Annotated in this window: 8 protein-coding genes; 1 reads left to right on the forward strand and 7 read right to left on the reverse strand. The window is 57.8% G+C overall.

Translation table 11 applies throughout. The features are described from left to right. Positions 1-4 precede the first annotated feature (4 nt). Positions 5-2,362, reverse strand: a complete 2,358-nt coding sequence (lptD, locus tag GXP72_RS03495; RefSeq protein WP_024907434.1) for an LPS assembly protein LptD — start codon at positions 2,360-2,362, stop codon at positions 5-7. A gap of 239 nt (positions 2,363-2,601) precedes the next feature. On the opposite strand from lptD, the gene djlA reads away from it, so the two are divergent. Further along, the gene (gene djlA / locus GXP72_RS03500; RefSeq protein ID WP_008502016.1) at positions 2,602-3,417 is read left to right on the forward strand and encodes a co-chaperone DjlA; all 816 of its coding nucleotides are present in this window, start codon (positions 2,602-2,604) and stop codon (positions 3,415-3,417) included. A gap of 29 nt (positions 3,418-3,446) precedes the next feature. On the opposite strand, the gene rluA is transcribed toward djlA, so the two are convergent. From rluA to araB, 6 genes are all read right to left on the reverse strand, one after another. Then, positions 3,447-4,106, reverse strand: coding sequence for a bifunctional tRNA pseudouridine(32) synthase/23S rRNA pseudouridine(746) synthase RluA (gene rluA, locus GXP72_RS03505; protein ID WP_008502014.1), 660 nt, complete (start codon positions 4,104-4,106; stop codon positions 3,447-3,449). A gap of 12 nt (positions 4,107-4,118) precedes the next feature. After that, positions 4,119-7,025, reverse strand: a complete 2,907-nt coding sequence (gene rapA / locus GXP72_RS03510) for an RNA polymerase-associated protein RapA (protein ID WP_208763505.1) — start codon at positions 7,023-7,025, stop codon at positions 4,119-4,121. 128 nt (positions 7,026-7,153) lie between these two features. Then, entirely contained in the window at positions 7,154-9,511 is a 2,358-nt protein-coding gene (gene polB, locus GXP72_RS03515) for a DNA polymerase II (protein ID WP_208763506.1), read from the reverse strand. Positions 9,512-9,585: 74 nt separating this feature from the next. Then, the gene (gene araD / locus GXP72_RS03520) at positions 9,586-10,281 is read right to left on the reverse strand and encodes an L-ribulose-5-phosphate 4-epimerase (RefSeq protein WP_208763507.1); all 696 of its coding nucleotides are present in this window, start codon (positions 10,279-10,281) and stop codon (positions 9,586-9,588) included. A gap of 86 nt (positions 10,282-10,367) precedes the next feature. Further along, positions 10,368-11,870 carry an L-arabinose isomerase gene (gene araA / locus GXP72_RS03525; protein WP_032649842.1) on the reverse strand — a complete coding sequence of 501 codons (1,503 nt, stop codon included), beginning with the start codon at positions 11,868-11,870 and terminating at the stop codon, positions 10,368-10,370. A gap of 10 nt (positions 11,871-11,880) precedes the next feature. Further along, positions 11,881-13,590 carry a ribulokinase gene (gene araB, locus GXP72_RS03530; RefSeq protein ID WP_208763508.1) on the reverse strand — a complete coding sequence of 570 codons (1,710 nt, stop codon included), beginning with the start codon at positions 13,588-13,590 and terminating at the stop codon, positions 11,881-11,883. Positions 13,591-13,685 lie beyond the last annotated feature (95 nt).

Below are 13,685 nucleotides of genomic sequence, written 5' to 3' on the forward strand. Positions count from 1 at the left end.
CACATTACAAGGAAGTACGGTATGGCAGAATATTCGAGCGCAGCATTTTCTGCGTACCCAGACCGTAGTTGGAACTCAGGCCGCGTAGCTCGAAGTTAAAGCCAATCACGTTATCGTATTTGCTCTGATTGTTGTTAGTATCCCAGCCGTTAAGCTTACGTTCGTAACCGACACGCAGCGCGTAGCAGCAGGAGTTATATTGCAGACCCACCATCTGGTCAGCTGCTTTATGAGTGTTGGTGTCAAAGTAGTAAGCGCCAACGACTGACCAGCGATCGGCGATTGGCCAGCTTGCTGCACCACCGACCTGCGAGATACCGTCTTTATACTGTTCCCCATTGCCGTAGTTTGGCAATGTGGCCTGAATATATTCCGGGCTGGCATAACGATAGGTCAACTGCACCATACGATCTTCATCCCGGCGATACTCAATGGCCGCTGTACTGTTGGCGATATTGTCGAGACGGGTGTCATATTGCACGCCACCGCGCAGACCCCAACGGTCGGTCATACGCCAGTAGGTGTCACCAGCCCAAATCAGCGAACCTGTCTTGTTATCTTTCTCCCACTTAATATTGTCATCGCCCGTGCGAGACTCGGTGAAATAGTAGATTTGACCAACAGAAACGTTAAAACGTTCAACGGCAGCATCATCATAAACGCGCGATGTGACCCCGGTCGTTACCTGGTTTGCCGAGGCGATGCGGTCAAGGCCACCGTAGGTACGGTCGCGGAACAGGCCGCTATAGTCAGACTGCAGTAATGAGGAGTCGTAGTTATTAATATTGCTCTGATCGCGATAAGGCACGTACAAATACTGCATACGTGGCTCCAGCGTCTGGGTATAGCCATCCGCCAGTAGACCCATATTGCGTTCGAAGATCAGCTTGCCGTCCATTTTGAACTGCGGAAGCGTACGGTTTACGGATTCTTCCAGGTGACCGGTATTGTTTGGATTCGCGTTGTAATCATCGATATTTTTCTGCTGATAGTGTGTCGCCATCAGCTTAGCTTCCGTGTTCAGACTTGCCCAGTCATTTGACCATGGCAGGTTGATTACGGGCTCCAGGTGAACGCGGGTGGCTTCCGGCATATTGGAATTTGTATTTACAAAATGCACCGCCTGACCATAAATACGGGTGTCGAATGGACCCACGTCATTCTGGTACCAGTTAACGTCCAGTTGTGGCTCAGCGCCATAGGTACTCGCCGTTTGGCTATCAAATACCTGGAACTGCTTGCTTGTTACTGTCGCATCAAAGTTCTGCACCGCATAGCCTGCGCTGAAGATCTGCGTGGCATAACCGTCAGTACTCGAACCGTATTTTGACGAGAAATCGTTGAAGTAGTTCGGATCACTCACCTTGGTGTAGTTGACGTTGAAACGCCAGACCTGATCCATCACACCGGAATGTTGCCAGAAATACATCCAGCGGTGTTTATTACCTTCGGTCGGATGCTCATCCTGGAAGACTTTATCCGACGGCAGGTAATCCAGCTCCATAAGACCCGCACCGGCGTGTGTCAGATAGCGGAACTCGTTCTCCCACATGATGTTGCCGCGCTTGTGGATATAGTGCGGCGTGATCGTCGCATCCATGTTTGGCGCGATGTTCCAGTAATACGGCAGGTAGAACTCAAAGTAGTTCGTGGTGCTGTATTTGGCATTTGGGATCAGGAAGCCGGAGCGACGTTTGTCACCCACGGGAAGCTGCAGATAAGGGCTGTAGAATATGGGCACTGGACCCAGTTTGAAGCGGGCGTTCCAGATCTCTGCGACCTGTTCTTCGCGGTCATGGATAACCTCGCTTCCGACCACGCTCCAGGTATTTGAACCCGGCAGACACGACGTGAATGTACCATTTTCCAGGATCGTATAGCGGTTTTCGCCGCGCTGTTTCATCAGGTCTGCGTCACCGCGCCCCTGGCGACCCACCATCTGGTAATCACCTTCCCAGACGTTAGTATCTTTAGTATTCAGGTTTGACCAGGCTTTCGGACCTTTCAGGATGACCTGATTGTCGTCATAGTGCACATTACCCAGCGCATCCACCGTTCGTACCGGCTCGGCCGCACCTTCCGGCTGCTTCTGGTGCAATTGCACTTCATCTGCCTGCAGGCGGCTATTACCCTGGTTAATATCCACATTGCCCGTAAACGTGGCATTGTCAGGGTAAGTCCCTTTCGAACTGTCGGCAGTAATGGTTACCGGCAAGCTATTTGTATCGCCACTCACCAGTGGGCGATTATAACTTGGGACGCCAAGCATACACTGCGAGGCGAGATCGGCCGCCAGCCCCTGTTGACTATACAGGGCGGAGCCAATCATTGTGGCCAGAAGGGTGGGGATACGTTTTTTCATACGTTGTATTTTATTGTTCCGTCATCAGTGGCTACGGCTTACAAACGCTCAGAGACTATCTTACTCATCTGCGCAGTACCAGCGTTAATCCTGCCCGTTTGCGTGCCAGAGTGTTAGGCTCGCTATCGAATGACGAGTATGATAAAGCAAATTATAGGCGATGTCCTTCAATTGACCGTGACTTGAACACAGTGATGATGACGTTGCGTCGGCCAGGAATATGACTATCCGGGGAGTATATGCAGTATTGGGGTAAAATAATCGGCGTTGCGTTCGCCATCATCATGGGGGCCGGGTTCTGGGGGATTGTGCTTGGACTTATTATCGGCCATATGTTTGATAAGGCGCGCAGCCGCAAAATGGCCTGGTTTGCCAATCAGCGCGAGCGTCAGTCACTCTTTTTCTCCACCACCTTTGAGGTGATGGGGCACTTAACCAAATCCAAAGGGCGTGTCACAGAAGCCGATATTCAGATTGCCAGCGTTTTTATGGATCGTATGAACCTGCATGGCGATTCCCGTCTGGAAGCGCAAAATGCGTTTCGCATCGGTAAATCGGATAACTATCCGCTTCGCGAAAAAATGCGTCAGTTCCGCAGCATCTGCTTCGGACGTTTTGATTTAATTCGGATGTTTCTGGAAATTCAAATCCAGGCGGCCTTCGCCGACGGTTCACTTCACCCTAATGAACGTGATGTGCTGTACGTCATTGCGGAAGAGCTGGGCATCTCCCGTATGCAGTTTGACCAGTTCCTGCGCATGATGCAGGGTGGGGCGCAGTTTGGCGGCGGCTATCACCAGCAGTCGTCCGGCGGTGCCTGGCAGCAGGCGCAGCGTGGACCGACGCTGGAAGATGCCTGCAACGTGCTTGGCGTAAAGCCCTCTGACGATCAGACCACGATTAAACGTGCCTATCGTAAGCTCATGAGCGAGCATCATCCGGACAAACTGGTCGCGAAAGGCCTGCCGCCAGAAATGATGGAGATGGCGAAGCAAAAAGCGCAGGAAATCCAGAAGGCGTACGAGCTCATTAAAGAGAAGAAAGGTTTCAAATAAGAAAAAGCCCGACGGTGTCGGGCTTTTTTTTAGAAGTCCACCGGGGCTTTAAACGTCATCGCGTTACCGAAGGCCGGATGGGTGATGGTGAGCGTCTGCGCGTGCAGCTGCAGACGTGGCGCTAAGGCCAGCGCTTCAGGCGGCGCGTAGAAGCGGTCGCCCAGAATCGGATGACCCAGAGCAAGCATATGCACGCGCAGCTGGTGTGAACGTCCGGTAATCGGTTTAAGCAGGACGCGCGCGGTATTATCCGGCGCATACTCCAGCACTTCATACTCGGTCTGCGCGGCCTTGCCGGTTTCGTAGCACACCTTCTGCTTTGGCCGGTTCGGCCAGTCGCAGATCAGCGGTAAATCCACCAGCCCTTCCGCCTGCGCGGGGTGGCCCCAGACGCGGGCGACATACTGCTTTTTCGGCTCGCGCTCGCGGAACTGACGTTTTAACTCGCGTTCCGCCGCCTTATTTAACGCCACCACAATCACGCCGCTGGTGGCCATGTCCAGGCGATGGACAGACTCCGCCTGCGGATAATCGCGCTGAATGCGCGTCATCACGCTGTCTTTGTGCTCATCCAGACGCCCCGGCACGGACAACAGGCCGCTGGGCTTGTTGACCACCATAATGTGTTCATCCTGATACAGAATGACCAGCCAGGGATCCTGCGGCGGATTGTAAGGCTCCATCACCATCTTGCGCTCCGTTTACTGATGCGTCACAACGATAAGACGCAGGGCATCCAGACGCCAGCTCGCCTGATTCAGGCTTTCCAGCACCTGCTGACGGTTACTTTCAATCGCCGCCAGCTCGTCGTCACGAATGTTCGGGTTGACGGCTTTTAACGCTTCCAGACGCGACAGCTCCGCAGACAGTTTCTCATCGGCTTCACTACGCGCAGCGTCAATCAGCGCTCTGGCCGCTTTCTCAATCTGGGTTTCGCCCAGTTGCAGAATAGCGTGCACGTCCTGCTGGACCGCGTTAACCAGCTTGCTGCCGGTATGGCGGTTCACCGCGCTCAGCTGTCGGTTGAAGCTTTCGAACTCGACCTGTCCGGCCAGGTTCGTGCCGTTTTTGTCCAGCAGCAGGCGGACCGGCGTTGGCGGCAGGAAGCGGGTGAGCTGCAGCTGTTTAGGCGCCTGCGCTTCCACAACGTAGATCAGCTCTACCAGCAGGGTGCCCACCGGCAGCGCCTTGTTTTTCAACAGGGAGATGGTACTGCTGCCGGTATCGCCGGAGAGGATCAGGTCCAGACCGTTGCGGATCAGCGGGTGTTCCCAGGTGATAAACTGGGCATCTTCGCGGGACAGCGCCACGTCACGCTCGAAGGTGATGGTACAGCCATCTTCCGGCAGGCCCGGGAAATCCGGAACCAGCATGTGATCGGACGGGGTCAGGACAATCAGGTTCTCGCCACGGTCGTCCTGGTTGATGCCGACAATGTCGAACAAGTTCATGGAGAAGCTGATCAGACTGGTGTCATCATCTTGCTCTTCAATACTCTCAGCAAGCGCCTGCGCTTTTTCACCGCCGTTGGAATGGATCTCCAGCAGGCGATCGCGACCCTGTTCCAGCTGCGCTTTCAGCGCGTCGTGCTTCTCGCGGCAGGACTTAATCAGATCGTCAAAGCCGTCGGTGTTTTCCGGCGCGGCCAGGTAGCCGATCAGATCGCCATGAACCTGATCGTAAATGGTGCGGCCCGTCGGGCAGGTATGTTCAAACGCGTCCAGACCTTCGTGGAACCAGCGTACCAGCACGGACTGCGCGGTTTTTTCCAGATACGGCACGTGGATCTGAATATCATGCGCCTGACCAATACGGTCCAGACGGCCGATACGCTGCTCCAGCAGATCCGGGTTAAACGGCAGATCGAACATCACCAGGTTGCTGGCGAACTGGAAGTTACGGCCTTCAGAGCCGATTTCCGAGCACAGCAGAACCTGCGCGCCGCTGTCCTCTTCGCCGAACCACGCCGCGGCGCGGTCGCGCTCGACGATGGACATGCCTTCGTGGAACACGGCGGCACGAATACCTTCGCGCTCGCGCAGGACCTGCTCCAGTTGCAGCGCGGTGGCCGCTTTGGCGCAGATCACCAGCACTTTCTGGGAGCGGTGCGCGGTCAGGTAGCCCATCAGCCACTCCACGCGCGGATCGAAGTTCCACCAGGTGCCGGTATCGCCTTCAAATTCCTGGTAGATTTGTTCCGGATAAAGCATGTCGCGGGCGCGCTCTTCCTGGGTTTTGCGCGCGCCCATAATGCCGGAGACTTTAATCGCCGTCTGGTACTGCGTCGGCAGCGGAAGCTTGATGGTGTGCAGTTCGCGTTTCGGGAAGCCTTTGACGCCGTTACGGGTGTTTCGGAACAGCACGCGGCTGGTGCCGTGGCGGTCCATCAGCATGTCGATCAGCTCTTTACGCGCGGATTCCGCGTTGTCGCTCTCGCTGTTCGCGGCCTGCAAAAGCGGCTCAATATCCTGCTCGCCAATCAGATCGCTCAGGGTGTTGAGTTCGTCATTAGAGAGACGCTTGCCCGCCAGCAGCATGGCGACGGCATCCGCCACCGGACGGTAGTTATTCTGTTCTTCCACGAACTGCGCAAAGTCGTGGAAACGGTTTGGATCGAGCAGGCGCAGGCGGGCGAAGTGGCTTTCCAGCCCCAGCTGTTCCGGCGTTGCGGTCAGCAGCAGGACGCCAGGCACGCGCTCGGCAAGCTGCTCGATAGCCATATATTCGCGGCTCGGCGCATCTTCGCTCCAGACCAGATGGTGCGCTTCATCGACCACCATCAGATCCCATTCGGCATCGCACAGATGCTCAAGACGCTGCTTGCTGCGGCGCACGAAGTCCAGAGAGCAAATCACCAGCTGTTCGGTTTCAAACGGGTTGTCGGTATCGTGCTGCGCTTCGGCGTAGCGTTCGTCGTCGAACAGCGAGAAACGCAGGTTAAAGCGGCGCAGCATCTCAACCAGCCACTGGTGCTGCAGGGTTTCTGGCACCACAATCAGCACGCGTTCGGCAGCGCCGGAAAGCAGCTGTTGATGCAGGATCATGCCCGCTTCGATGGTTTTACCCAGACCCACTTCATCTGCCAGCAGCACGCGCGGCGCGTGGCGACGGCCCACGTCATGGGCGATGTTCAGCTGGTGGGGGATCAGGCTGGTGCGCTGGCCACGCAGGCCGCTCCACGGCATGCGGTACTGTTCACTCTGGAACTTACGCGCGCGATAGCGCAGGGAGAAGCGATCCATACGGTCGATTTGCCCGGCAAACAGGCGGTCCTGCGGCTTGCTGAACACCAGCTTGCTGTCGAGCAGCACTTCGCGCAGGATGACATTGGCCTCGTCGGTGTCCAGGCGAGTCCCAATGTAAGCGAGCAGTCCATTCTCTTCTTTTACGTCTTCAATCTTGAGCTGCCAGCCGTCATGGCTGGTCACGGTGTCACCCGGATTAAACATCACGCGGGTGACAGGGGAGTCATTGCGAGCGTACAGACGGTTTTCACCGGTGGCTGGGAAGAGGAGGGTAACCATACGCGTATCGATTGCTACGACGGTTCCTAATCCAAGTTCGCTTTCTGTATCGCTGATCCAGCGTTGACCAAGTGTAAAAGGCATAGTTGTTCGGCTCTAATCTTTAATTGCAGGCAATAGTTCGACCCCCGTCAAAAAAGACGGTCATCGAAAAATGGGTCCGGGAATGGAAAGGGCGCTATGGTACTGGATGGCAGCCATTTCGTCACGCGTCAAAATAGGCCAAGTTGCCCTGTCACTAGTGTAGCAAAATCATCGTCGATGAAGGGCAAAATTCCGTCGGCAACCGGCTGAAGCTGACGCGTCAGATAGTGTTCGTAATCCAGCGGAGAATGCTGATAATCCACGGGTTCCGGGCCGCTAATGGTCCAGACGTATTTGATGGTCCCCCTGTTTTGGTACTGCGGCGCGCGGCCGCGGCGTACGTTTTCTTCATCCGCGAGACGCGCGGCGCGTACGTGCGGAGGAACGTTACGCTGGTACTCCGCCAGCGGGCGGCGCAGGCGCTTGCGGTACACCAGCTGCGCGTCAAGTTCGCCCGCCATCAGGCTGGCTATCGTCTCGCGCACATAGTCCTGATAGGGCTCATTGCGGAACACGCGAAGATAGAGCGTCTGCTGGAACTGCTGCGCCAGAGGCGTCCAGTCGGTACGCACTGTCTCGAGCCCTTTAAATACCATCCGCTGCGCATCGCCTTCCTGAATCAGCCCGGCGTAGCGCTTCTTGCTGCCCTGATCGGTACCGCGAATGGTGGGCATTAAAAAGCGGGCGAAATGGGTTTCAAATTCCAGCTCCAGCGCGCTGGTTAACCGCGCTTTCTGCAGATGTTCCTGCCACCAGTCGTTCACGAAGGCGACCAGCGCTTTACCGATTTGCGCGGCGTCGTCTTCTGAATGCGCGCCCTTAAGCCACACAAAGGTGGAGTCGGTGTCGCCGTAGATGACGTCATAGCCCCGGGATTCAATCAGCGCTTTGGTCTGGCGCATGATCTCGTGCCCGCGCATGGTGATCGAGGAGGCCAGGCGCGGATCAAAGAAGCGGCAGGCGCTGGTGCCCAGCACGCCGTAAAAGGCGTTCATGATGATTTTCAGCGCCTGTGATAGCGGCTTGTTACCGTGGCGCTTGGCCTCGTCGCGGCCGTTCCAGATGTTTCCCACGATGTCAGGCAGACAGTGTTTTTCCCGCGAGAAGCGTGCGCCGAGGAAGCCTTCGGTGCTGTGCTCATCATCCGGCTGGGCCATGCCCTCAACCAGCCCGACGGGATCGATCAGGAAGGTGCGGATGATCGACGGGTACAGGCTTTTGTAATCCAGGACCAGAACGGAGTCATACAATCCTGGCCGGGAGTCCATGACGTATCCGCCGGGGCTGGCCTGCGGCGGCACCTCCCCGAGGTTAGGGGCGACATATCCTGCCCGGTGCATTCGGGGAAAATAGAGGTGGCTAAAGGCGGCAACCGATCCACCGTGCCTGTCGACCGCAAGGCCGTTAACCGTCGCGCGCTCCAGCAGGAACGGCATAATCTCGGTTTTGTGGAATATCTGCGTGACCAGCTCGCAGTCTTTCAGGTTATAGGTGGCGAGCGCGGGCTTGTCTTTGTTAAAGCGCCGGTCGATCTCGTCCATCCTGTCCCAGGGGTTATCGATGGATTTACCTTCGCCAAGCAGCTCCTGCGCGACGGCTTCAAGGGAGAAGGAAGAGAAGCTCCAGAAGGCGGATTTGAGCGCCTCGATGCCGTCGATAATCAGGCGGCCGTTCGCCTGTGCGAAGAAAACGCCGTTCTTAAAACCGTGTTCGCGCCATTCCAGCTCGCTGTTGCCGCGCCCGAGCATCAGCGGGATGCGGTAGCGCTCGGCGTGTTTTTGCAGCACGCGCAGGTCAAACTGCACCACGTTCCAGCCGATCAGAACATCGGGATCGTAGTCGGCAAACCACTGGTTAAGCTTCTCCAGCAGCTGCGGGCGGCTGTTGACGTACTCAAGCCTGAAATCCAGCGCGGAGGCATCACCATTTGGCGGCCCAAGCATATAGACAACCCGATCGCCACAGCCTTCCAGGCCAATGCAGTACAGTTCGCCGTGACGGGTGGTTTCGATATCCAGGGAGACCCACTTCAGCGGTGGGCGGTAGTGCGGGTTCGGCTTCAGGCGCGCGTTAACGACGCCGCCGTTTTGTTCGATGCCATCAACCCAGACGGGGGCGGTAATGAACCGCTCCATCAGAAAGCGTTCCGGCGGGCGGATATCGGCTTCGTAGAGCGTCACGCCCGCCTCGCGGAGCAGTTTTTCATAGCGCATCAGCTGACGATGGGCGCGACAGTAGAGGCCGTAAACCGGCTGGCGGTGGAAATCTTTCAGTTCAAGCGGGGTTATGCGCCAGCCGTTTTCGCCGCGCAGCAGCTGTTTCACGTTTTCGACGTGGGCTTCAGGAATAAAGGCCACGGATTCCTGCGGGGGCAGCGTCACCTGCAGCGGGCCGTTGTCCGTCGCCAGCCAGAACGCGACCTCGGTGCCCTGCGGGGTATCCCGCCAGTGTCGGGTCAGTAAAAAACCTTCTTGCGCCTGCGCCACGCCGTTATCCCAGAAAACAAAACCAGGCCTGATTATAGCCTGGTTAAGATTTTAATGCTGGGTTTATATACAGCTTACTGCCCGTAGTAGGCCTTCGCACCGTGCTTGCGCAGGTAATGCTTATCCAGCAGGGTTTGCTGCATATCCGGCAGCTGCGGTACCAGCTGGCGACAGAAGATCCCCATATAGGCGATCTCTTCGAGCACGATGGCGTTATGCACCGCGTCCTCCGCGTTTTTCCCCCAGGCAAACGGGCCGTGGGAGTGCACCAGCACGCCGGGCATCTGCGCCGCGTCGATCCCCTGTTTTTCGAAGGTTTCGACAATCACGTTGCCGGTTTCCCACTCATACTCTCCGTTGATTTCTGCATCGGTCATCAGACGCGTGCAGGGAATAGTGCCGTAAAAGTAGTCCGCGTGGGTGGTACCGGTCGCCGGGATGGACTGGCCCGCCTGCGCCCAGATGGTCGCATGGCGCGAATGGGTATGCACGATGCCGCCGATGGTCGGGAATGACCGATAGAGCAGGCGGTGAGTGGGCGTATCGGAGGACGGTTTTTTCTTACCTTCCACCACTTCGCCGGTCTCGAGGCTGACAACGACCATATCGTCTGCGGTCATCACCGTGTAATCCACGCCGGAAGGCTTAATCACGAACACGCCTTTTTCCCGATCAACGGCGCTGACGTTGCCCCAGGTCAGGGTCACCAGATTATGTTTCGGCAGCGCCAGGTTGGCTTCGAGCACCTGACGTTTGAGATCGTCTAACATAGTTGTCTCCTGCCGGATGGCGCTTCGCTTATCGGGCCTACGAAACCGTAGGCCCGGTTAACGCAGTGCCACCGGGCATTCAGGGCTTAGCGTTTTGAACCGTAATAGACTTCATTCCAGCGCAGCGCGTCTTTGAAGGCAGGCAGGCGGGTATCGTTATCAATCACGGTAAGCTCGATGTCGTGCAGCTCGGCGAACTGACGCATGTCGTTCAGATCCAGCGCGTGGCTGAACACCGTGTGGTGCGCGCCACCGGCCAGGATCCAGGCCTCTGAGGCGGTTGGCAGGTCAGGCTGTGCTTTCCACAGGGCGTTGGCGACCGGCAGTTTCGGCAGAGAATGTGGCGTTTCAACCGCATCGACGCAGTTCACCAGCAGGCGGAAACGATCGCCAAGGTCGATCAGGCTGGCGTTGATGGCCGGGCCGGTGCGGGTATTGAAGATCAGGCGCGCCGGATCGGCTTTACCGCCGATGCCGAGGTACTGCACGTCGAGGATCGGTTTTTCCTCTACCGCGATGGAAGGACACACTTCCAGCATGTGCGAGCCGAGCACCAGGTCGTTGCCGTTTTCGAAGTGGTAGGTGTAGTCCTCCATAAAGGAGGTGCCGCCCTGCAGACCGGTCGACATCACCTTCATGATGCGAAGCAGAGCGGCAGTTTTCCAGTCGCCTTCGCCCGCAAAGCCGTAGCCCTGCTGCATCAGACGTTGGACCGCCAGACCCGGCAGCTGTTTCAGGCCGTGGAGATCTTCAAAGGTGGTGGTAAAAGCGTGGAAGCCGCCCTGTTCCAGGAAGCGCTTCATGCCCAGCTCGATGCGCGCCGCGTCCAGCACGTTCTGACGCTTGTCGCCGTTGATTTGTGCCGCAGGCGTCAGGCGGTAGCTGCTTTCGTACTCGTCCACCAGCGCGCTCACGTCGCCGTCGCTGATTTCATTCACCACCTGCACCAGGTCACCCACGGCCCAGGTATTCACGGAGAAGCCGAACTTGATCTGTGCGGCCACTTTGTCGCCGTCGGTGACCGCCACTTCACGCATGTTGTCCCCGAAACGCACCACTTTCAGGTGGCGGGTATCCTGCTTCGAAACCGCCTGACGCATCCAGGAGCCGATACGCTGTTGCGCCTTGCCATCCTGCCAGTGGCCGGTGACCACCGCGTGCTGCTGACGCATACGCGCGCCGATGAAGCCGAACTCGCGGCCGCCGTGCGCGGTCTGGTTCAGGTTCATAAAGTCCATGTCGATGCTGTCCCACGGCAGGGAGGCGTTGAACTGGGTATGGAACTGCAGCAGCGGTTTGTTGAGGATAGACAGGCCGTTGATCCACATTTTGGCGGGTGAGAAGGTGTGCAGCCACACCACCAGGCCGGCGCATTTATCGTCGTAGTTGGCGTCGCGGCAGATGTGGGTAATTTCATCCGGCGTCGTGCCCAGCGGTTTCAGCACCAGTTTGCACGGCAGTTTGGCTTCCGCGTTCAGCGCGTTAACGACGTGCTCCGCATGTTTCGTCACCTGCTGCAGCGCTTCCGGTCCGTACAGATGCTGGCTGCCAATTACAAACCACACTTCATAATTATTAAAAATGGTCATCATCGTGTCCTTAATGGGTCAGGGTTGCCGTAGTGTCCGCGGTGCTTTTGGCCGGGGCGGCGACAGGGAGATAGTGAAGTTCGGCGCTTTTTGCCCACTGCTGGTAGCGCTGATAAAGCTGTTCAAAGCGTTGTGCCTGTTGAGTACGCGGCTGGAGTGTGCTTTCGACGGCGCTCGCCATGTGCTGCTGCGCGGTCGGGATATCCGCATGAACGCCTGCGGCCACGGCGGCGAAAATCGCCGCGCCCAGCGCGCAGCACTGATCGGAGGCCACAATCTGCAGCGGACGGTTCAGCACGTCGCAGCAGGCCTGCATGATCACCGGGTTTTTACGGGCGATGCCGCCCAGCGCCATCACGTTGTTCACGTCGATGCCCTGCTCGGTGAAGCACTCCATAATGGCGCGGGCACCAAAGGCGGTGGCGGCAATCAGTCCGCCGAACAGCGCAGGCGCGTCGGTCGCCAGATTGAGATCCGCGATCACCCCTTTCAGACGCTGGTTGGCAAACGGCGTGCGGCGGCCGTTAAACCAGTCCAGCACCACCGGCAAATGTTCGAGAGACGGATTTTTGGCCCAGGCTTCGGTGAGCTGCGGCAGAAGCTGCTTTTTGCTCTCGGCTATCTGGGTTTTCAGTTCAGGATGCGCCGCCGCCAGCCGATCCAGCGGCCAGCCCAGCACGCGGCCAAACCAGGCGTAGATATCGCCAAACGCGGACTGACCGGCCTCCAGACCGATGAAGTCCGGCACCACGCTGCCGTCCACCTGGCCGCAGATGCCTTTTACCGCGCGGTCGCCGACGGTGGCTTTATCCGCCGTCAGGATGTCGCAGGTGGAGGTCCCGATGACTTTGACCAGCGTGTTTGGCTGCGCGCCCGCGCCCACGGCGCCCATATGGCAGTCAAACGCGCCGCCGGAGATCGCCACGTTTTGCGGCAGACCGAGACGCGTCGCCCACTCCTCACAGAGGGTGCCAACGGGAATATCGGCGGTAAAGGTGTCGGTAAACAGCGGGTATGTCAGGCTCTTGTTGATGATCGGGTCGAGCTCATCGAAGAACGCGACCGGAGGCAGGCCGCCCCAGCTTTCATGCCACAGGGATTTATGCCCGGCGCTGCAGCGACCGCGGCGGATATCCTGTGGACGCGTGGTGCCGGAGAGCAGGGCAGGCACCCAGTCGCATAGCTCAACCCATGACGCTGCAGCCTGCGCAACGGTTGCGTCGGCACGGGTGACGTGGAGGATCTTGGCCCAGAACCATTCGCTGGAATAAATCCCGCCGATGTAGCGCGAGTAGTCCGTTTTGCCCGGCTGATGGCACAGGCGGGTAATGGCTTCGGCCTCTTCCACGGCGGTATGGTCTTTCCACAGCACGAACATGGCGTTCGGGTTGTCGGCAAACTCAGGACGCAGCGCCAGCACGCGGCCTTCGGCATCCACAGGGGCCGGCGTGGAGCCGGTGCTGTCGACGCCAATGCCGACAATCTCAGCCCGCTGGGCGTCCGACAGTTCAGCCAGGACGGTTTTGATCGCCGCTTCCATCGACTCAATGTAGTCACGCGGGTGGTGGCGGAACTGGTTGTTTGGCGCATCGCAGTAGCGCCCCTCTTGCCAGCGCGGGTACCACTCAACGCTGGTTGCTATCTCCTGGCCGGACGTACAGTCCACTGCCAGCGCGCGAACCGAGTCGCTGCCAAAATCGAGGCCAATCGCAATTGCCATGGTGTTGCTCCATCGAAAAAAGAGGTATGGAAGAACATTAGAGACTGGGGACAAAAGTCGTCAGGCAGGATCCGCTAATCTTATGGACTAAATTG

Origin of the sequence: Enterobacter sp. SES19 (assembly GCF_011765665.1) — a bacterium.
GTDB lineage: Bacteria > Pseudomonadota > Gammaproteobacteria > Enterobacterales > Enterobacteriaceae > Enterobacter > Enterobacter pseudoroggenkampii.